The following is a 19,732-nucleotide window of genomic DNA, read 5'->3' as shown; positions in this document are numbered from 1 at the left end:
TCCACTAATCGCAAGTCATCGACCCCGCCTCACCAACGTCCCCTCACGACGTCATCCGGATTGCCTGACTCGCGAACCACGCCCGAGGCGGGACTCTGCGCGCAGGAGATGCAATGGACTTTGTCACTGACGGGACGCTGCGGCCGAGCAAAGCGCCAACGCTGCCCTGGCTCTGGGTTGGAATTGCTACCGCGCTGGTGCTGGCGATCGGATTCGGCGCCATGATCGCCATCACCTTTTCGATGCAGACCGAAATGATCGCGCGCGATCGCGACAACCAGATGGCCGCGGTCAGCGAGGCGATCACCGCAGCACTCGACCAGGCCGGCAAGTTCGCTCTGACCCAGGCCGAGACCACGGCCCGGCGGGCCTCGGTCGGGCGCGCGCTGGCGGCCGGCAACCGCGCCGAATTGCTGGCATTGACCGCCGGCACCTACGGCTATCTCAAGACCCAAAGCGTGCCGGTGTTCGGCTTCCACAGCGCCGACATGAAGTATCTGCTGCGGCTGCATCTGCCGGAGAATTTCGGCGACGACCTGACGCGGATCCGGCCGATGGTGCTGGCCGCGAACAAGAGCCGCCGCTCCCAGGTCGGGCTGGAGATCGGCATCGCCGGCACTTTCGTGCGCGGCATCGCGATCGTCGAGAACGGCGCCGACTTCGTCGGCACCGTCGAGGCCGGCCTCAATCTCCAGCCGATCCTCGAACAGGTCAAATCGATCAGCAACGCCGACATCGCCATCGTGCTCAGCCAATCTTTCGCCGGGCTGCCGGCGCGCGGCCCCAACGACAAGGGCGTCGGCGAAGTCTTCGGCGATCTGAACCTGTTCGCGTCGACCGATTCGCCGCTGTTCGCCGCGTTGTTGCGCGACGGCGCGATCCGGCTGGTGCGCAGCCGCGAAGTCGCCGAGCGACAGATTCAAGGCCAGAGCGGCGCGGTGCTGGTGCAACCCTTGATCGACTTCAGCGGCCGGATGATCGGCAACGTCGTCGCGGCGAAAAGCTTCGCCTATCACGGCGCCGAGCTGCGCCGGACCCAAACCGAACTAATCGCGGCCGCCTTGATCGGCGCCATCTTGGCCTTCGTGGTGTTTTCCATCCTCGCGCGGATGATCGCGATCCGCGCCGGTTGGCGCCCATGAGAGCGATGATCAGAGCGCTCTTGACGCTGTGCTTCGCCTGCATTCTCGCCGGCATCGCCGGCCCCGGCTTCGCCGCCGAGAAGGACGAACTGCCGAGCGGCGTCGAATTGCCGGTGCGGGTCCGCGTCGGGCTGCGCGTCATCGACATCACCGAGATCAAGGAAGTCGGCGGCCGCGCCCGGTTGTTCGTCGAAGTCACGCAGCGCTGGAACGACCCGCGCCGCCGGTTCGATCCGCTGGAAACCGGCGCGCCGCGGATCGATCGGGTCGGCGACGAGGCGCAGCAGTTCGTCGGTTCGATCTGGACCCCGGGGCTGGTGATCAGCAATCAGCTGAGCGAGCCGCAATCGCGCAGCCAGGCGGTCTCCGCCTATGCGGACGGCGACGTCGTGCTGGTGGATCGTTACGAGGCCGATTTCCGCGTCGCGATGGACATGCAGGCGTTTCCGTTCGACCGCCAGCAGATCGCGCTATCGTTCTCGCTGCCGCGTTACCCCAAGCAGGACGCCGTGCTGGTGACCACCGAGACCGACCGGCTGTTCTCGCGCGTGGAAAACCGGCTCACCGTGATCGACTGGCGGCCGCTGGCACTCAGCTTTGCCTATGACGAATCCACCGGCTGGAACGCGCGCAGCTATTCGCAGCTCAATGCCACGGTCGGACTCGAACGGATGTCCGAGCGCTATCTGCTGCGGCTGTTCATTCCGATCATCTCGACGCTGGCGGTTTCGATCTTCGTGCTGTGGCTGCCCGGCGCCTCGCCCAAGGACAGCGGCGGCCTGGTGTTCTCGGCGCTGTTGGCGCTGGCTGCGATCAGTTTCACCTTCGAGGCGAGCTTTCCCGGCTCGATCTCGCTGAACACGCCGATCGCCAAAATCATCTCGCTCGGCTACCTCTATCTGGTGCTGGTGGTGCTGATCGACGGCGTGGTGGCGGGCTCGTGCAAGGATCCGGCCTCGCGCTTCCACGTGCTGGCCTGCGAAGTCCGCGGCCACACCAAATGGGCGCTGCCGGCGATCATGACCATCGTCTGCGCCGCCGCGGTGATCCGCGCCATGCCGGTTTGAAACGGCGTCGAGACGCCTCAGAGAAACATCGCCATTGCGAGCCGAGGCCGGCGCGCAGCGACCGTCGACGAGCGAAGCAACCCCGGGGCCTCATGCGTGGCCCTGGATTGCGAGGCGGTCACGCCTCCGGAAATACTTTCTTGGCATGAACCAGATCGCGGGCGTAGCTCAGGCACGCCGCGATGTCGGCTGGCGCGAGCGCCGGATGCTTGGCCAGAATATCAGGCTCCTTCCAGCCATCCGCCATCAGACCGATGACGGACTCCACGGTGATCGTGGTCCCGCGAATGACCGGCTGGCCGCCCAGCACGGCCGGATCGATCACGATGCGATCTTGCGCCAGTGTCATCGCTGAGCGCCTCCCCTATTCCGCCGCCGCGATCCGCGGGCGGTCCTCGTTCAGCGCATCGAGCTGCGGCTCCAGCTTGCGCTTCAGCCTCCTGTCGAACTTGTCGAGATAGATGTAGATCACCGGCGTGATGAACAGCGTCAACAGCTGCGAGACGCACAGCCCGCCGACCACCGCGACGCCGAGCGGCTGGCGCAGTTCGGCGCCGGCGCCGGCGCCCAGCGCGATCGGCAGCGTGCCGAAGATCGCCGCGAAGGTGGTCATCATGATCGGGCGAAACCGCAGCAGCGCCGCCTCGCGGATCGCCTGTTCGGCGGACAACCCGAACCGCCGCCGCTCCAGCGCGAAGTCGACCATCATGATGGCGTTCTTCTTGACGATGCCGACCAGCATGACGATGCCGATCATCGCGATCACCGACAACTCCATGTTGAACAACATCAGCGTCAGGATCGCCCCGATGCCGGCCGACGGCAGGCCGGAGATGATGGTGATCGGGTGGATGAAGCTCTCATAGAGAATCCCGAGGATCACGAAGGCGGCGAACACCGCGGCCAGGATCAGCACGCCCTGCCCGCGCAAGCTATCCTGAAACACCTGCGCGGTGCCGGAGAAGCCGGTGGCGATGGTCACCGGCAGATTGGACTGCGCCTCGATCTTGGTGATTTCATCGACCGCGTAGCCCAGCGAATGGCCGGGCGCGAGGTTGAACGAGATCGTCACCGCCGGCTGCTGGCCCTGGTGGTTGATCTGCAGCGGCCCGACCGTCGGCACCAGCTTCGCCACCACGTCCATCGGAATGGTCTGGTTGTTCGCCGTCTTCATGTAGAGCTTCGACAGATCGGACGGATCGACCCGGAACTGCGGCTGCGCTTCCAGGATGATCTGGTAGTCGTTCGACGGCATGTAGATGGTGCCGACCTGGCGCGAGCCGTAGGCGTTGTAGAGCTGGTTGCGCACCTGATCGACGGTGATGCCGTAGACCGCGGCCTTCTCGCGGTCGATCTCCACCGTCATCTGCGGATTCTTGATGTAGAGGTCGGTGGTGACATCCAAGAGCCCCGGCACCTTGGCGATCTTGTCGCGCATCTCCGGCGCCAGCCGATACAGCGCCTCGGTATCGCCGCTCTGCAAGACGTATTGATACTGACTCTTCGACGGCCGACCGCCGATGTTCAGATTCTGGATGCTCTGGAAGAACGCCTGCAATCCAGGGACCTGCATCGCGGTCTCGCGCAGCCGCGCCATCACCACCGGCGCGCTCTCGCGCTCGCCCTGCGGCTTCAGCGCGATGAACAGCCTGCCGTAATTGCCGGTCGGATTGGGGCCGCCGGAGCCGACCGTTGAGTTGATGTAGTCGACCGCCGGATCGGATTTCAGGATCTTGACCAGCGCCTGCTGCCGCACCGCCATCGCCTCGAACGAGGTGTCGGTGGCGGCCTCGGTGACGCCGGTCAGAAAGCCGGTGTCCTCCTGCGGAAAGAAGCCCTTCGGCACGATCATGTAGAGATAGACGGTGCCGCCGAGCGTCGCCAGCGTTGCCAGCAGCATCAGCGCCTTGCGCTTCAAGACGTGGTCGAGCGCCCATTCGTAGCCGCGCAGCCAGGCGGCGAACATCGCCTCGAACACCCGCAGGACGACGTTCTCCTTCTTGGCGGGATCGTGCGCCTTCAAGACCCGCGCGCACAGCATCGGCGTCAGCGTCAGCGACACGAAGCCAGACACCACGATCGCGGCGGCGATGGTCACGGCGAATTCGCGGAACACGCGGCCGACGATGCCGCCCATCAGCAGCACCGGGATGAACACCGCGATCAGCGAGAAGGTGATCGAAATGATGGTGAAGCCGATCTCGCGGGCGCCCTTCAGCGCCGCCTCGAACGGCCGCATGCCGTGTTCGATGTGGCGGACGATGTTCTCCAGCATCACGATGGCGTCGTCGACCACGAAGCCGACCGACAGCGTCAGCGCCAGCAGCGTCATGTTGTTGATGGAGAAGTCCAGCATGTACATCACCGCGCAGGTGCCGAGCAGCGAGATCGGCACCGCCAGCGCGGGGATGAAGGTCGCCCAGGCCGAGCGCAGGAACAAAAAGATCACCAGGATCACCAGCACCACGGCGATCAGCAGCGTCTCCTCGACGTCGGCGACCGCCTGGCGCACCGATACCGAACGGTCCATCATCACGCTGACGTTGATCGAGGGCGGGATCTGCGCGCGCAGCCCCGGCAGCTTGGCGCGGACGCCGTCGACCACCGCCACCGTATTGGCGTCGGGCTGTTTCTGGATCGCCAGCACAATGGCGCGGGTGTCGTTCAGCCAGGTGGCGATCTTGTCGTTCTCGACGCTGTCGTAGATCCGCGCCACCTCGTCGAGCTTGACCGGCGAGCCGTTGCGCCACGCCACCACGATGTGGCGATAGTCGACCGCCTTGTCCATCTGGCCGGAGGCCTGCAGCGAGATGTCCTGCTTCGGCCCGTTCAGGGTGCCGACCGGGGTCGAGGAATTGGCCCGCGCCACCGCGGTGCGGATGTCTTCCAGCGACAGCCCCCGAGCCGCCGCGGCTTCCGGATCGGCTTGCACGCGGATGGCGAATTTCTGCGCGCCGAAGATCATCACCTGCGCCACGCCGGGCACCTGCGACAATGCCTGGCCGATGGTGATGTCGCCATATTCGTTGACCGCGGACAGCGGCAGCGTCGCCGAACTCAGCGACACGAACAGCACCGGAAAGTCGGCCGGGTTCACCTTGCGGAAGCTCGGCGGCGTCGTCATCTCGATCGGCAGCCGGCGCTGCGCGATGGTCAGCGCGGTCTGCACGTCGAGCGCCGCGGCGTCGATGTTGCGGTTGAGGTCGAACTGGATGGTGATCGCGCTGGTGCCCTGCGACGAACTCGACGACATCGACGAGATCCCGGCGATGGTCGAGAGCTGCCGCTCGATCACGCCGGCGACCGACGCCGCCATGGTGTCGGCGCTGGCGCCGGGCAGCGTCGCGGTCACTGCGATGGTGGGGAAGTCGACCTTGGGCAGCGCCGAGACCGGCAGCAGCCGGAAGCCGAAAATGCCGAAGGCGATGATCGACGCGGTGATCAGCGTCGTCATCACCGGGCGGCGGATGCAGACTTCGGAGAGCGTCATGGCTCAGGCCCCGGCTTTGCGGGCGCGCGCCTCGACCTTGGTGCCGTCCGACAGCAGCAATTGACCGTCAGTCACCACCTCTTCGCCGCCGCGGAGCCCCTCGGCGATCACCGACAGCCCTTGTGAGGTGCGATCGACCTTGACCGGCTGCACATGCGCGGTGCCGTCCTTGACCACGAACACGAAATTGCCGGTCTGGCTGCGCTGCACCGCCACGGTCGGCACCACCACCGCGGTCTCGCTGCGCACGATCAGCTTGGTGGTGACCAGCGTGCCCGGCCACAGCGTCTCGTTGCCGTTGTCCATGATGCCGCGGACCGTGACCATGCCGGTGGTGGAATCCACCGCATTCTCCACCATCGCCACCTTGCCGGTCTCGGAGCGCCCGCTGCCCGGAATGGTCGCGATGAGCTTGGTGGTGTCGGCGGCGATGGCGTCGCGCAGATCGGCCAGCACCCGCTGCGGAACCGCGAACGAGACGTAGACCGGCGCCATCTGGTTGATGGTGGCGAGCGGCACGGTGTCGGCCGGCCGGACGAAATTGCCGATCTTGACGTTGGCGGCGCTGATGCGGCCGGCGAACGGCGCGCGGATCGTGGTGAAGCTTTTTTGGACCTGCAGATTGTCCAGCGCCGACTGGTCGGCCTGGATGGTGCCTTTGAGGATGTCGGACTGGGTCTTGGCGTTATCGAGGTTGACCTGGGTGGTGGCGCCCTTGCCGATCAGCTCGCCATAGCGCTTGAGGTCGCGGTCGGCGCCGGCGAGCTGCGCGCGGTCGCGCGCCAGATTGCCTTCGGCCTGCTCGATCTGGGCGTCGAGCTGCCGTGAATCCAACGTGAACAGCAGCTGGCCCTCTTCGACCCTGGCGCCGTCCTGGAAATGCACCGCCACGATGGTGGTCTCTAACCGCGATTTCAGCGCCACGCTGGAAATCGGCGTCACCATGCCGATGGCGTCGACGTCGATCGGCACTTGTCGACGTTCGGCGCGGGCGAGTTCGACCGCCACCACCCGGGCGCGTTGCGGCGCCTGGGCATTGACGCTGGCCGCCAGCCAGGACGACCGCGTCAGATAGGAGCCGACCACGACGATGCCGAGCAGAGCTGCGACGACGATCCGATTACGCTTGTTCATGACATCCTGCGTGGTCCGGTCCACCTTGGACCGCGACCTCTGATTCCCTTGGCCTCGCCGCGCCAAGCGACTTTTGCGCTTGAAACAATGACTTATCACAGGGCACCGGCCCATGGTATGCCACTGCGGCTAAATTTGCGGTAATGAAAGTCCCGATGCGCATCGCAACTTGGAACGTGAATTCTGTGCGGCAACGGCTCGACCATCTGCTGGTCTGGCTGAAGGACTGCGCGCCCGACATCGTCTGCCTGCAGGAGATCAAATGCGTCGACGAGGCGTTCCCGCGCGAAGCCATCGAAGCGCTGGGCTACAACGTGGTGACGCACGGCCAGAAGACCTTCAACGGCGTGGCGCTGTTGTCGAAATATCCGCTGGAAGAAGCCACCCCGCGGCTGGCCGGCGACGACGACGACCTGCACGCCCGCTTCATCGAAGGCGTGGTGTCGCTGAAGAGCGGCGTGGTGCGCGTCGCCTGCCTCTATCTGCCCAACGGCAACCCGCCGGAGACCGAGAAATACGCCTACAAGCTCAAATGGATGTCGCGGCTTCTTGACTACGCGAAGGAGCGGCTGAAGACCGAGGAGCCGCTGATTCTGGCGGGCGATTTCAACGTCATCCCGGCGCCCGGCGACGTCTACAATCCGGCCGCCTGGGTGGGCGACGCGCTGTTCAAGCCGCAGACCCGCGAGAGTTTCCAGGCGCTGCTCGGGCTCGGCCTCAGCGACGCGCTGCGCGCCGTCACCGACGCCCCCTCGCAATACACGTTCTGGGACTATCAGGCCGGCGCCTGGCAGAAGAACTGGGGCATCCGCATCGACCACCTGCTGCTGTCGCCGCAGGCCGCCGATCGGCTCACCGGCGTCGGTATCGATAAGCACGTCCGCAGTTGGGAAAAACCCTCCGATCACGTGCCGGTGTGGATTGACCTCGATCTTGCGGCGGCGTGAGGCCGCAAGCGACCTGACGACCCAACCGCCTAACGCCCCAAGCACGACGTCATCCTGAGGTGCCCGAGCAACGCGAGGGCCTCGAAGGATGGGCCGCGAGCACAACTGACCGCCGTCGCCCTTCGAGGGCTCGCTGCGCTCGCCGCCTCAGGGTGACGGCTTCGCGGCGGCCTCGTTCTGCGTGCCCCGGACACAGCGCAGCGCGCCGCGCGCTGGGATGTGAGCCGGGGCCGTTACGGAACGAGGCGGTTGAGAGAATCCCGATCGAACGGTCCCGGTTCTGCGAAGCGGCACTGCGTGCCGCATCTCGCCCGGGACACGTCACAATTAGGTCAAGCAAAAGCGTCGATAAGTTCAGTACAAGAGATGCCGCGCGTGCGCGTCGAAAAGCAGCTCAGTCCTTGCGGCCTTGGACCCAGTGCTCGAGCATCTGCAGCGCCATGGCGCGGTCGTCTTCGGAGGCCTTGGTGATCGCCTTGTTGTAGCTGTCCTTGATCCAGGTTTCGTCGGGCGCCGCCGCGTCGCGGGCCAGCGTCAGCCACATCAGGCCGCGCGCCGCCTGCTTCGGCAATTGCTCGCCGTTGAACAGCATCTGGCCGAGCAGCGCCTGGGCCTGGTGCTGGCCCTTCTGCGCGGCGAGGCCGAGCCAGCGCGCGCCGTAGCGCGAATCGCGCGGCGTGCCGACGCCGTTGAGATACAGCCGGGCCAGGTCATATTGCGCGTCGGCATTGCCGAAATACGACGCCGCGTAGGAGAACATTTCCCGCGCCCGCTCGGCGTCGGCCTTGATCTTGGAGTTCGGGATGCCGCCGAGATAGTAACGCCCGAGCGCCACGAAGGCGTTGGCGACGATCGCCGCCTGCGGCGCCGACGGGCTGTCCTCGGCATGGGCGTTGGCGATTCGGCTGAAGTACTCGAACGCCACCACGTCGTCCTGGGCAACGCCGTCGCCGATCGCGTACATCCGGCCGAGTTTCCATTGCGCCACCGGGTGACCACCCTCGGCGGCATATTGCAGCGCGGTCAGCGAGGTGATCGGCGGCGCAGCCTTCTTGATCGTCGCCACCGTGCCGGGCTGCGCCGCCGCCACCGGAATGGCGGTTTCGTCGCCAGCGACCGGCGTGCCCTCGAAGGCCAACGCCGGTGCCGCCGCCAGAGCGCCGAGCACCATCACCACTGAAAAGCTACGCTTAAACATCCGCATAACACTGTTTCTCGTGCGAACCACCCGGATGGGTCACCGCGCCACCGAGCGCGGGGCCGACCTGTTGGGCATACTTCCACAACGCGCCTGACGAATGGTTGGTCTCACGCGGCTGCCAATTGGTCTTGCGCGCGGAGAGTTCGGCTTCGGTCAATTTTACGTTAAGCGTGCCGGCCACCGCGTCGATCTCGATGATGTCGCCGTCCTGCAACAGCGCGATCGGGCCGCCGAGCGCGGCTTCCGGTCCGACATGGCCGATGCAGAAGCCGCGGGTGGCGCCGGAGAACCGGCCGTCGGTGATCAGCGCGATCTTGCCGCCCATGCCCTGCCCGGTCAGCGCCGCGGTGGTCGACAGCATCTCGCGCATGCCGGGGCCGCCGCGCGGCCCTTCGTAGCGGATCACGATCACTTCGCCTTCGCGATAGGTCTTGTGCTGCACCGCCTCGAAGGCGTCCTCTTCGCGATCGAAGCAGCGCGCCGGGCCGGAGAATTTCAAGTTGGACATCCCGGCGACCTTCACGATCGCCCCCTCGGGGGCGAGGTTGCCTTGCAGCCCGACCACCCCACCGGTCACGGTGATCGGGTTATCCGCTGCGCGCACCACGTCCTGGTCGGGATTCCATTTCACGGTTGCCAAATTTTCCGCAATCGTCCGGCCGGTGACCGTCAGGCAGTCGCCGTGCAGGTAGCCATGATCGAGCAATGTTTTCATCAGAAGCGGTATGCCACCAACTTCGTACATGTCTTTGGCGACATAACGGCCGCCGGGTTTCAAATCCGCGACATAGGGTGTCTTTTTGAAGATTTCGGCGACGTCGAACAGGTCGAATTTGATGCCGCATTCATGCGCGATCGCCGGCAGGTGCAGCGCCGCATTGGTCGAGCCGCCGGAGGCCGCCACCACCGCCGCGGCGTTCTGCAGCGCCTTCAAGGTGACGATGTCGCGCGGCCGGATATTCTTGGCGATCAGCGTCATGATCTGCTCGCCGGCGGTCATGCAGAAGGCGTCGCGGATCTCATAGGGCGCAGGTGCTCCGGCCGAATAAGGCAGCGCCAGGCCGATCGCCTCCGACACCGTCGCCATGGTGTTGGCGGTGAACTGGGCGCCGCAGGCGCCGGCCGAGGGGCACGCCACCCGTTCGATTTCGTCGAGGTCGGCGTCCGACATCGCGCCGACCGAATGCTTGCCGACCGCCTCGAACATGTCCTGCACGGTGACCTGCTGGCCGCGGAAGGTGCCGGGCAGGATCGAGCCGCCATAGATGAAGATCGACGGCACGTTGAGCCGGACCATCGCCATCATCATTCCGGGCAGCGACTTGTCGCAGCCGGCAAGCCCGACCAGCGCGTCGTAGGAGTGGCCGCGGATGGTCAGCTCGACCGAGTCGGCGATGCATTCGCGCGACGGCAGCGACGAGCGCATGCCGTCATGGCCCATGGCGATGCCGTCGGTGACGGTGATGGTGCAGAATTCGCGTGGCGTACCACCCGCGGCGGCGACGCCCTTCTTCACCGCCTGGGCCTGGCGCATCAGCGAGATGTTGCAGGGCGCGGCTTCATTCCAGCACGATGCCACGCCGACGAACGGCTGGTGGATCTGCTGCGTGGTCAACCCCATCGCATAGAGGTAGGAGCGGTGCGGCGCACGCTCCGGGCCTTCCGTCACGTGACGGCTGGGCAACCTCGCCTTGATGTTGGAGTTGGCGTCCACGAATCTGTTTCCTCGGCCATTTGTTGTTGTCAGCCCGGAAAACCCGAGAGGTTTTCCATCGCCTTCGCAACACGAGCGGCCAATTTGCTCTACCGGAAATGATTTCGTGGAGGGGTGTGGCTAAATAGCGGCGCAGGCAAGGAGCACCTGCGGTCAGGGTTAAATCTTAAGGAACTGTGGCGGCGAAGCAACATTCGTTGCTCGCCGGCCACCATCATCAGCGCCTGTCACGGCCGGACACGCGCGCTGCTGGCTCAGGCGTTCAGCACCTGGCCGTAGGCGTCGAGCACGGCTTCCTTCATCATCTCCGACAGCGTCGGATGCGGGAAGACGGTGTGCATCAACTCGGCCTCGGTGGTTTCGAGATTCATCGCCACCACATAGCCCTGGATCAGCTCGGTGACCTCGGCGCCGATCATATGCGCGCCGAGCAGCTGGCCGGTGGTCTTGTCGAAGATCACCTTGACCAGGCCCTGGTCCTCGCCGAGCGCGATCGCCTTGCCGTTGCCGGCGAACGGGAAGCGGCCGACCCGGATCTCGCGGCCGCCCTCCTTCGCCTTGGCCTCGGTGAGCCCGACCGAGGCGATCTGCGGATTGCAATAGGTGCAGCCGGGAATCAGCAGCTTGTCCATCGGATGCGGGTGCAGGCCCTTGATCGCCTCGACGCAGATCACGCCCTCATGCTCGGCCTTGTGCGCCAGCATCGGCGGACCTGCGACGTCGCCGATCGCATAGATGCCGGGGATGTTGGTCTTGCCATAGCCGTCGATCACCACGCAGCCGCGCTCGGTCTTTACCCCGAGCTTTTCCAGCCCGAGGTTTTCGATATTGCCGACCACGCCCACCGCCGAGATCACCCGGTCGAACTCGATCGCCTCGGTGGTTTTGCCGTCGTCGATGGTGGCGATGACGCTGTCGGCCTTCTTCTCCAACTTGCTGACCTTGGTGCCGGTCAAGATCTTGATGCCCTGCTTCTCGAAGCGTTTGCGGGCGAGACCTGCGATCTCGGCGTCCTCGACCGGAAGCACCTGCGGCAGCACCTCGACCACGGTGACTTTGCTGCCCATGGTGTGGAAGAATGACGCGAATTCGATGCCGATCGCGCCGGAGCCGACCACCAGCAGCGATTTCGGAATGGCGTCCGGCACCATCGCCTCGAAATAGGTCCAGACCAGCTTCTTGTCGGGCTCGAGCCCGGGCAGCACACGCGGCCGCGCGCCGGTGGCGATGATGATGTGCTTGGCCTGATAGGCGCCCTCGCCCAGCGCGCCCTTCGGCGGCTCAGACTTCGCGGCCTTCACGGTGATCTTGCCGGGCGCGTCGATGGTCGCGGCACCCCAGATGATCGAAATCTTGTTCTTCTTCATCAGGAAGCCGACGCCGTCGGCGAGCCGCTTGGAGACGCCGCGCGAGCGCTGCACCACGGCCTTCGGATCGTAGCTGATATTGTCCGCCGACAGCCCAAAGTCCTTGGCGTGCTGCATGTAGTGATAGATTTCCGCCGAGCGTAAGAGCGCCTTAGTCGGGATGCAGCCCCAGTTCAGGCAGATGCCGCCGAGATAGGATTTCTCCACGATCGCGGTCTTGAGGCCGAGCTGCGCGGCGCGGATCGCCGCCACATAGCCGCCGGGGCCGGAGCCGATGATGATGACGTCGAAGGAGGTGTCGGACATTTCAATCGGCTCGCTTACTTTCTTCCCTCTCCCCTTGTGGAAGAGGGTGGCGAGCGAAGCTCGCCGGGTGTTTTTCGACGGCGTCCCTCTCCCACCAGGGAGAGGAGAATCACACCACCATCATCACGGGATTTTCGATCAGCAGCTTGAACGCGGCCAAGAACTCGGCGCCGAGCGCGCCGTCGACGGCGCGGTGGTCGGTGGAGAGCGTGGCGCTCATCACGGTGGCGACCTCGACCTTGCCGTCGATCACCACGGCGCGCTGTTCGCCGGCGCCGACCGCCAGGATGGTGACGTGCGGCGGATTGATCACCGCGGCAAAGTCCTTGATGCCGAACATGCCGAGATTCGACACCGCGGTGGTGCCGCCCTGATATTCCTCCGGCTTCAGCCGCCGGTTGCGGGCGCGCGCGGCAAAATCCTTCATCTCGCGCGAGATCGTCGACACCGATTTCAGATGCGCGTCGCGCACCACCGGGGTGATCAGCCCGCCCGGGATCGACACCGCGACGCCGACGTCGGAGGCGCGATGCTTCAGCATGGTGCCTTCGGTCCAGGTGACGTTGGCGTCGGGCACCCGCTGCAGCGCCAGCGCCAGCGCCTTGATGATGAAATCATTGACCGAGAGCTTGTAGGCCGGCTTACCGTCCTTGTCCTTCGGCGCCTGCGCATTGATCGTTTCGCGCGCGGCCATCAGCCGATCGAGGTTGCAGTCCATCGTCAGGTAGAAATGCGGAATGGTCTGCTTCGCCTGCACCAAACGTTGCGCGATAATCCTGCGCATGCTGTCGTGCGGCACCTCGTCGTAGCTGCCCTCGGGATAGAAGCCGCGGATCTGCTGATCCGACATCGATGGCGCGCTCTGCGGCGCGGCCGAGGGTGCCGCGGCCGGCGCCTTCAGGCCCTTGCCAGATTTGGCCTCCTCGACGTCGCGGGCGATGACGCGGCCGTGTGGTCCGGAGCCTTCGATGCGCGTCAGTTCAATGCCGGCGTCCTTCGCCAGCCGCCGTGCCAACGGCGAGGAGAATACCCGGCCGTTGCTGTGCGCCGCATCGCCCTTCGCAACGGGCGCTTTCGCGCCTTCCTCAGCGTGAGGCGCGGCATCCTTGGCTGCGCCAGGCGCGGCCGTCTTATCCTGAGCAACCGACGCCGCGGCCTTCTCGGGAGATTTTTCGGCCGGCGCCGCGGCGGGCTTCGATGCGGAAGCTCCCGCCCCCGCCGCCTTGACGTCCTCGCCCTCGGACGCCATCACCGCGATGATATCGTTGACCGGGACGTCTTGGGTGCCTTCCGGCACCACGATCTTGGCCAGCGTGCCGTCGTCGACCGCCTCGACCTCCATGGTCGCCTTGTCGGTCTCGATCTCGGCGAGCACGTCGCCGGATTTCACCGCGTCGCCCTCTTTCTTCAGCCACTTGGAGAGGTTGCCCTTCTCCATCGTCGGCGACAGCGCGGGCATCAGGATGTTGATCGGCATTGTCAGTGACCTTGTTGCGACCGCGGCGAGGTTTGGCCTGTGTCGGTCGGCCGCGCGATTTCAGCTTCAAACATATCGACGATGCGGCTCAGCGCCTCGTCCTCGGTGTAGTCGCTCTCGCGGCCATAGGCGCGCGCGGCGTGGCGGGCGATGTCGACCAGCAGCAGGCCCCACATTTCGGGATCTTCAAACGCGCGCATGAAGGCGATCGACAAGCCGCCGTCGAGCACGAAGGCGCGCAAGACTTCGACGGCGTCCTCGCGGCCGACCACATCGGGCGGCAGCGGCTGTTGCTTCGGATCAGCCATGGCTCACCGATAGCAGACGGCTTTGGCGGCCTCGACCACCTCGGCGACGCTGGGCAGCGCCAGCTTTTCCAGGTTCGCCGCATACGGCATCGGCACGTCCTTGCCCGACACCCGCTTCACCGGCGCATCCAAGTAATCAAACGCGTGCTCCATGATCCTTGCCGCGATCTCGGCGCCGACGCCGTTCTGCTGCCAGCCCTCCTCGACCGTCACCGCACGGCCGGTCTTCTTCACCGAGGCTATGATGGTCTCTGTATCAAGCGGGCGCAGCGTGCGCAGGTCGATCACTTCGGCCTCGATGCCCTCTTTGGCGAGTTCGTCGGCGGCCTTCAGCGCGTAGCTCATGCCGTTCGACCAGGCGATCAGCGTGACGTGGGAGCCTGCGCGCGCCACCTTGGCCTTGCCGATCGGGACCACGTAGTCGTCGAGCTTCGGCACTTCGCCGGAGTGGCCGTACAGCATTTCGTTTTCGAGGAAGATCACCGGATTGGGATCGCGGATCGCCGCCTTCAACAGCCCCTTGTAGTCGGCGGCGGAATACGGCGCGATCACTTTCAGCCCGGGGATCTGCGAGTACCAGGCCGAGTAATCCTGGCTGTGCTGCGCGCCGACCCGCGCGGCGGCGCCGTTCGGGCCGCGGAACACGATCCCGCAGCCCATCTGGCCGCCGGACATGTACAGCGTCTTGGCGGCGGAGTTGATGATCTGGTCGATCGCCTGCATGGCGAAGTTGAAGGTCATGAATTCGACCACCGGCTTGAGGCCGGCCATCGCCGCGCCGACGCCGACGCCGGCAAAGCCGTGCTCGGTGATCGGGGTGTCGATCACCCGGCCTTCGCCGAATTCCTGCAACAGCCCCTGCGTCACCTTGTAAGCGCCCTGATATTCGGCGACTTCCTCGCCCATGATGAAGACGTCGGGATCACGCCGCATCTCCTCGGCCATGGCGTCGCGCAACGCTTCTCGGATCGTCACCGTCACCATCTCGGTGCCTTCGGGAATCTCCGGATCGTCGGCGACCGCGACGTGCGGCGCCGCGGCGGCGGGCGACGGCTCACGCGGCGCCTCGCCCGACTTGGCCTCGGCAGGCGGCGCGGATTCCGCGGCCTTCTGCTGCGCCGCCGGGGCCGCGGCGTTGTCGGCGTCCGACGCGCTCTCGCCCTCGCTGAGGATAGTGGCGATCGGGGTATTCACCGCGACGTCATGGGTGCCTTCCGGCACCAGGATCTTGCCGAGCGTGCCTTCGTCGGTGGCTTCGACTTCCATCGTCGCCTTGTCGGTTTCGATCTCGGCGATGACGTCGCCGGATTTGATCGCCTCGCCTTCCTTCTTCAGCCATTTCGAAAGGTTGCCCCTCTCCATGGTCGGCGATAGCGCGGGCATCAGAACTTGAATGGCCATGGTCGCTCCGGATCAGTTCAAACTTGCGCGGTCGCGCGGCACAACGCGGCGCATCTAGCGGTAGACGTCGGTATAGAGCTCGGCGGGCTCCGGCTCGGGATCGTGCTGGGCGAACTCCGCCGCGCCGTTGACGATCTCGCGGACCTCGGCATCGATCGCCTTCAATTCCTGCTCGCTGACCTTGAGCCCGAGCAGACGCTGGCGTACCTGCTCGATCGGATCCTGATCGCTGCGCACCTTGTCGACTTCCTCGCGGGTGCGATACTTCGCCGGGTCCGACATCGAGTGGCCGCGATAGCGATAGGTTTGCATCTCCAGGATGTAGGGGCCGTTGCCGGCGCGGCAATGCGCCACCGCCTTGTCGCCGGCGGCCTTCACCGCGCGGACGTCCATGCCGTCGACCTGCTCACCGGGAATGTTGAACGACACGCCGCGCTTGGAGAAATCGGTCTGCGCCGAGGAGCGCTTGACCGAGGTGCCCATCGCATAGCGGTTGTTCTCGATGACGTAGACCACCGGCAGCTTCCACAGCTGCGCCATGTTGAAGCTCTCGTAAACCTGGCCCTGATTGGAGGCGCCGTCGCCGAAATAGGCCAGGCTGACATTGTCGTTGCCGCGGTAGCGGTTGGCGAACGCCAAGCCAGTGCCGAGCGAGACCTGGGCGCCGACGATGCCGTGGCCGCCGTAGAAATGCTTCTCCTTGCTGAACATATGCATGGAGCCGCCCTTGCCCTTGGAATAGCCGCCCTGGCGTCCGGTCAATTCGGCCATCACGCCTTTGGCATCCATTCCGCAGGCCAACATGTGGCCGTGGTCGCGATAGCCGGTGATGACCTGGTCGCCCAGTTTCAGCGTCATCTGCATGCCGACCACGATGGCTTCCTGGCCGATATAGAGATGGCAGAACCCGCCGATCGCGCCCATGCCGTAGAGCTGGCCGGCCTTCTCCTCGAAGCGGCGGATCAGCAGCATGTCGCGCAGCGCGCGCAGCTCCTGGTCCTTGCTGAACTCGAGAACCGCCGGATGCTGCGATCCATTGCCGGATCGCGGCTGAATCTCGTCCCCTGCTGCGGTGTCGCGCTTCTTCGATGCGGCCATGGCAAATCCGATGTTGTTATTTGCGTCACTGTCTAGCCTAACTGCGGCCGCAGCAAAAGGATTGCGTCACGATCTCATTCGCATCTCGCAGTGCAGCGAGACGACGAAACTTTCGCGATGGAATGACGGGATTTTTGGAACTTAAGAGATCGAAGTCAGCGAATACCGCAACGATCTCACTTCGCCGGCAGCATCCGCACCAGATCGGCGGGGTGCGCGTAATCGAGCTGGTAGCGCACCCGCTCGTCGAGCATGTCGGGATCGACTCGGTCGGAGCGCAACAGCGACACCCGCTGCTCGCCGGCGGCGCGCTCCTGCTTCAGGCGCTGCAGCTCCGAGGTCAGCGCGATGATCTCCTGGTCGAGCTCCTGACGCGCGTTGAGCCCGTATTTTCCCGTGTAGGCATTGGTGCCGAAATAGCCAACCATCGCCGCGGCGATCGCATAAAGAGCGACGCCGGTGAGCAAGGATTTGAGGCGAGTGCGGGAAACCATTTTTTGAAGATGCGACAGCGCGGTTAACGTAACGCTAACGAACGATAACCGCGGCTGCCATCATTGCGGCTTCTTCACTTCTTCTGCTGCGCCACCCAGGCCGCGAAGGCGTCGATGTATTTCTGCATGAAGTCGCGCAGCGGCGCCTTGGTCAGCTCGCCCTGCTCGTCGAAAGCATCTGCGATGCCGCCGACATAGGCCTCCGGCTGCTGCAGCACCGCGATGTTGAGGAAGGTCAGGCACTGCCGCAGATGGTGGTTGGCGCCGAAGCCGCCGATCGCGCCCGGCGAATTGCTGATCACCCCGCCCGGCTTGCCGTCGAACGCGCTGTGGCCGTAGGGCCGCGACCCGACGTCGATGGCGTTCTTCAACACGCCCGGGATCGAGCGGTTGTATTCCGGGGTGACGAACAGCACCGCGTCGGCGGCCTTGATGCGCTGACGGAACGCCACCCAGTCGGCCGGCGGCGTGGCTTCGAGATCCTGGTTGTAGAACGACAGATCGTGCAACGTGACGACGTCGAGCTTCAGCGTATCCGGCGCGAGCTTGACCAGCGCCTGGGCCAGACGCAGCGAATAGGCCTGCTTGCGCAGGCTGCCGACGACGACGGCGACGGTGTAGGGTGTGGCCATAAGTGAATCCTTCTGCGGGGAAGTCTCCGAGGATAGCCCAGCCCCACCCGCCCCACAACGCCACGCCGCCCCGATCGGGTGCGGCGCGCCGCGCGCGGCCGGGATCGCCGTCATTTCTCTGGTGCGGCGGCGCCGTGCGGCTGCTCCACCGCCGCGACGCGACGCAGTTTGGCCTGCATCGCAGCACTCAACGGCATCACCAGTTCGGCATTGTACGCGCCGGTCGGCCGCAGCGGCGGCGGCGCCTGGGTCAACTTGCTTGACGCATAGATCTGCAGCGCCGCGACCGCATGGCTGCGCGACGCCGCCGCCGGCGTGCCCTCCTTCACCGCGGGATCGACGTCGGTGGCGAAGATCGACAGCGTGTCGTCGCTGTTGCGGACGATGTCGAACAGCCGGAACTGCTGCGGGAAATCCCGCAACGACGCGGTCTCGACCTGCCAGAACCCGAGTTCGGGCCGCGCCGGGTCCGGCGACTTGAACGCCGTCACCGTATTGTAATGGCGATGCCCGGCGACCAGCAGGATCAGGTTGGGATATTGCTGCAGCGTGGCGATCAGTTGCGGCTCGGACACCTCGGCCGCGGAATTCCAGCCGACGAACGAGCTCGGCGGCTCGACGCCGATCGGGATGTGCGCGGCGATGATCATCAACTCGCCGGCCGCCTGGCCGTCTGCGAGTTCCTTCAGCAGCCAGTCGTAACGCTTCTTATCGAGCGAACCGTGGCCATAGCCGGGCGACGACGTTGCGGAATGCGGTGGATTGGCATCGTGCTCGTTCTGGGTGTCGTCGAGCACGATCACCTTCAGCGGCACCGCCGGATTGGGATGAAAGCTGTAGCAGGCGAAATCCTGTTCGACGTTCGCCGGCGAAAAGCCGTGCCCGATCGGCTGCGAACTGGTCGAGAAGAATTCCTGCATCCATTGCCGGCGCAACAGCGAGCGGCGGTCCGGATCGGCGACCAGCTTCGGCGGCGCCGGAAATTCCGCCACCGGCCCCGCCCAGACGACGTCGCCATAGGGCGTCGATCCATCGAGCGTGCCCATGTAGTAATCGCGGTGATTGATGCCGTCGGGATCGGCGAAGATGTCGCCGAGCGCCAGCACCTCGTCGCCGACGAACGCCTGGCGGATATAGTCGCTGACCGGATTGGTGCCCATCCAGAAATGGTCGTGATTACCGAGGGCCTGATACCAGTTGATGGACTTGTCGAGGCCCGCGGCCTGATAGGGCTTCTGGTAACCGATCGTATCGGCCCCGGCATGAGCGCCCGAGCTCGGCGTGATCGGCTTGCCGTCGAGCACGTCGATGTACCAGCGCAGTTCGTTGTACTGGGTGTCGTTGCAGACGTCGCCCAGCGAAATGCCGAAATCGAACCGATCGTTGCGGTGTAGCACGTTGATGGTCTGCACCGCGGCGTCGAGCACGTGGGTGGATTCCAACATCACCGCCGAATAGCCCGACGAAATGCCGTGCTTGAGGCCGAGATAGATCGCCGACGACGGCGACTCCTTATCGCAGATGTGAACGTCGGTGATGGTGAAGAAGCGCAGCAGCTTTTCGGCATTGTAGACCGAGGCGGGTTGGTAGCCGGCCGCGACGAGATCGAGCCGCTTGTCGTAGCTCAGCGGCGCCCCAAAGGACCAACCGCCGTAGCCGTATTGCTGGTATTTCGAAACCTCGTCGGGGCGGATGTTGATGGCCGGGGCCGGCTTCGGCAGCACCGTCCGCTGCAGCGTGGTCACGACATCGGCGTCGATCGGATAGCGCAGCGGCAAGGCGTTGGCGGCACCAAGCTTCCCCGCGGCAGCGCCGGTGAGCACCAGCGCCGCAGCGCTTACTCCGAAGTCACGTCGCGACAACCTGGTCATAGCTCGCTCCCCTGTTTGCCGGCGCTCGTCGCCCTAGGGCGATGATCGGCGGCGCGGCCCCTCGAAGGCAGGTAGTTCTGCGA

Annotated in this window: 16 protein-coding genes; 3 read left to right on the top strand and 13 right to left on the bottom strand. The window is 65.3% G+C overall.

From position 1 onward, the window contains the following. Window positions 1-113 precede the first annotated feature (113 nt). Together RPC_RS12510 and RPC_RS12505 are read left to right on the top strand one after the other, a co-directional pair. Window positions 114-1,142, top strand: coding sequence for a cache domain-containing protein (locus RPC_RS12510; protein WP_011472949.1), 1,029 nt, complete (start codon window positions 114-116; stop codon window positions 1,140-1,142). Beyond that, a complete protein-coding gene (locus RPC_RS12505; protein WP_011472948.1) occupies window positions 1,139-2,209 on the top strand; it encodes a hypothetical protein in 1,071 nt (356 codons plus the stop codon). The genes RPC_RS12510 and RPC_RS12505 overlap by 4 nt, the downstream gene beginning before the upstream one ends. 118 nt (window positions 2,210-2,327) lie before the next feature. On the opposite strand, the gene RPC_RS12500 is transcribed toward RPC_RS12505, so the two are convergent. Genes RPC_RS12500 through RPC_RS12490 form a run of 3 tightly spaced genes read right to left on the bottom strand, consistent with a single transcriptional unit; the run spans window position 2,328 to window position 6,833 of the window. Further along, complete coding sequence (locus RPC_RS12500) at window positions 2,328-2,558, bottom strand: DUF433 domain-containing protein (protein ID WP_011472947.1); 231 nt, start codon at window positions 2,556-2,558, stop codon at window positions 2,328-2,330. 15 nt (window positions 2,559-2,573) lie between these two features. Further along, a complete protein-coding gene (locus RPC_RS12495) occupies window positions 2,574-5,699 on the bottom strand; it encodes an efflux RND transporter permease subunit (RefSeq protein ID WP_011472946.1) in 3,126 nt (1,041 codons plus the stop codon). Window positions 5,700-5,702: 3 nt separating this feature from the next. Then, window positions 5,703-6,833 (bottom strand): efflux RND transporter periplasmic adaptor subunit, encoded by a 1,131-nt coding sequence (locus RPC_RS12490; RefSeq protein WP_011472945.1) that lies wholly within the window; start codon window positions 6,831-6,833, stop codon window positions 5,703-5,705. Window positions 6,834-6,988: 155 nt separating this feature from the next. Between RPC_RS12490 and xth the strand changes: the two genes are divergently transcribed. After that, entirely contained in the window at window positions 6,989-7,780 is a 792-nt protein-coding gene (gene xth / locus RPC_RS12485) for an exodeoxyribonuclease III (protein ID WP_041802778.1), read from the top strand. Between the two features lie 394 nt (window positions 7,781-8,174). On the opposite strand, the gene RPC_RS12480 is transcribed toward xth, so the two are convergent. The 10 genes from RPC_RS12480 to RPC_RS12435 all read right to left on the bottom strand — a co-directional run bounded on the left by RPC_RS12480 (window position 8,175) and on the right by RPC_RS12435 (window position 19,649). Next, a complete protein-coding gene (locus tag RPC_RS12480) occupies window positions 8,175-8,984 on the bottom strand; it encodes a tetratricopeptide repeat protein (protein WP_041801760.1) in 810 nt (269 codons plus the stop codon). Then, entirely contained in the window at window positions 8,971-10,695 is a 1,725-nt protein-coding gene (ilvD, locus tag RPC_RS12475; RefSeq protein ID WP_011472942.1) for a dihydroxy-acid dehydratase, read from the bottom strand. Before ilvD ends, RPC_RS12480 begins: the two co-directional genes overlap by 14 nt. Window positions 10,696-10,949: 254 nt before the next feature. Next, on the bottom strand, window positions 10,950-12,368 hold the full coding sequence (gene lpdA, locus RPC_RS12470) for a dihydrolipoyl dehydrogenase (protein WP_011472941.1): 1,419 nt from the start codon (window positions 12,366-12,368) through the stop codon (window positions 10,950-10,952). Between the two features lie 109 nt (window positions 12,369-12,477). Continuing rightward, window positions 12,478-13,845 (bottom strand): pyruvate dehydrogenase complex dihydrolipoamide acetyltransferase, encoded by a 1,368-nt coding sequence (locus RPC_RS12465; RefSeq protein ID WP_011472940.1) that lies wholly within the window; start codon window positions 13,843-13,845, stop codon window positions 12,478-12,480. 2 nt (window positions 13,846-13,847) lie between these two features. Continuing rightward, window positions 13,848-14,153, bottom strand: coding sequence for a DUF5076 domain-containing protein (locus RPC_RS12460; protein WP_011472939.1), 306 nt, complete (start codon window positions 14,151-14,153; stop codon window positions 13,848-13,850). Between the two features lie 3 nt (window positions 14,154-14,156). Continuing rightward, window positions 14,157-15,554 carry a pyruvate dehydrogenase complex E1 component subunit beta gene (locus RPC_RS12455; RefSeq protein WP_011472938.1) on the bottom strand — a complete coding sequence of 466 codons (1,398 nt, stop codon included), beginning with the start codon at window positions 15,552-15,554 and terminating at the stop codon, window positions 14,157-14,159. Between the two features lie 54 nt (window positions 15,555-15,608). Further along, the gene (pdhA, locus tag RPC_RS12450) at window positions 15,609-16,652 is read right to left on the bottom strand and encodes a pyruvate dehydrogenase (acetyl-transferring) E1 component subunit alpha (protein WP_011472937.1); all 1,044 of its coding nucleotides are present in this window, start codon (window positions 16,650-16,652) and stop codon (window positions 15,609-15,611) included. 176 nt (window positions 16,653-16,828) lie between these two features. Then, the gene (locus tag RPC_RS12445; RefSeq protein WP_011472936.1) at window positions 16,829-17,146 is read right to left on the bottom strand and encodes an FtsB family cell division protein; all 318 of its coding nucleotides are present in this window, start codon (window positions 17,144-17,146) and stop codon (window positions 16,829-16,831) included. Between the two features lie 74 nt (window positions 17,147-17,220). Continuing rightward, window positions 17,221-17,778, bottom strand: a complete 558-nt coding sequence (locus RPC_RS12440) for an NADPH-dependent FMN reductase (RefSeq protein WP_011472935.1) — start codon at window positions 17,776-17,778, stop codon at window positions 17,221-17,223. A gap of 110 nt (window positions 17,779-17,888) precedes the next feature. Beyond that, the gene (locus tag RPC_RS12435) at window positions 17,889-19,649 is read right to left on the bottom strand and encodes a TIGR03768 family metallophosphoesterase (protein ID WP_011472934.1); all 1,761 of its coding nucleotides are present in this window, start codon (window positions 19,647-19,649) and stop codon (window positions 17,889-17,891) included. Window positions 19,650-19,732: the final 83 nt, after the last annotated feature.

This window comes from Rhodopseudomonas palustris BisB18 (assembly GCF_000013745.1).
Lineage (GTDB): Bacteria > Pseudomonadota > Alphaproteobacteria > Rhizobiales > Xanthobacteraceae > Rhodopseudomonas_A > Rhodopseudomonas_A palustris_F.
This window is presented reverse-complemented; position numbering and strand designations above follow the sequence as displayed.

Excerpts from the sequence above, each read along its gene's own strand:
- RPC_RS12510 (WP_011472949.1), top strand. The coding sequence starts at position 114 with ATGGACTTTGTCACTGACGGGACGCTGCGGCCGAGCAAAGCGCCAACG.
- RPC_RS12505 (WP_011472948.1), top strand. The coding sequence starts at position 1,139 with ATGAGAGCGATGATCAGAGCGCTCTTGACGCTGTGCTTCGCCTGCATT.
- RPC_RS12500 (WP_011472947.1), bottom strand. The coding sequence starts at position 2,558 with ATGACACTGGCGCAAGATCGCATCGTGATCGATCCGGCCGTGCTGGGC.
- RPC_RS12495 (WP_011472946.1), bottom strand. The coding sequence starts at position 5,699 with ATGACGCTCTCCGAAGTCTGCATCCGCCGCCCGGTGATGACGACGCTG.
- RPC_RS12490 (WP_011472945.1), bottom strand. The coding sequence starts at position 6,833 with ATGAACAAGCGTAATCGGATCGTCGTCGCAGCTCTGCTCGGCATCGTC.
- xth (WP_041802778.1), top strand. The coding sequence starts at position 6,989 with ATGCGCATCGCAACTTGGAACGTGAATTCTGTGCGGCAACGGCTCGAC.
- RPC_RS12480 (WP_041801760.1), bottom strand. The coding sequence starts at position 8,984 with ATGCGGATGTTTAAGCGTAGCTTTTCAGTGGTGATGGTGCTCGGCGCT.
- lpdA (WP_011472941.1), bottom strand. The coding sequence starts at position 12,368 with ATGTCCGACACCTCCTTCGACGTCATCATCATCGGCTCCGGCCCCGGC.
- RPC_RS12465 (WP_011472940.1), bottom strand. The coding sequence starts at position 13,845 with ATGCCGATCAACATCCTGATGCCCGCGCTGTCGCCGACGATGGAGAAG.
- RPC_RS12460 (WP_011472939.1), bottom strand. The coding sequence starts at position 14,153 with ATGGCTGATCCGAAGCAACAGCCGCTGCCGCCCGATGTGGTCGGCCGC.
- RPC_RS12455 (WP_011472938.1), bottom strand. The coding sequence starts at position 15,554 with ATGGCCATTCAAGTTCTGATGCCCGCGCTATCGCCGACCATGGAGAGG.
- pdhA (WP_011472937.1), bottom strand. The coding sequence starts at position 16,652 with ATGGCCGCATCGAAGAAGCGCGACACCGCAGCAGGGGACGAGATTCAG.
- RPC_RS12445 (WP_011472936.1), bottom strand. The coding sequence starts at position 17,146 with ATGGTTTCCCGCACTCGCCTCAAATCCTTGCTCACCGGCGTCGCTCTT.
- RPC_RS12440 (WP_011472935.1), bottom strand. The coding sequence starts at position 17,778 with ATGGCCACACCCTACACCGTCGCCGTCGTCGTCGGCAGCCTGCGCAAG.
- RPC_RS12435 (WP_011472934.1), bottom strand. The coding sequence starts at position 19,649 with ATGACCAGGTTGTCGCGACGTGACTTCGGAGTAAGCGCTGCGGCGCTG.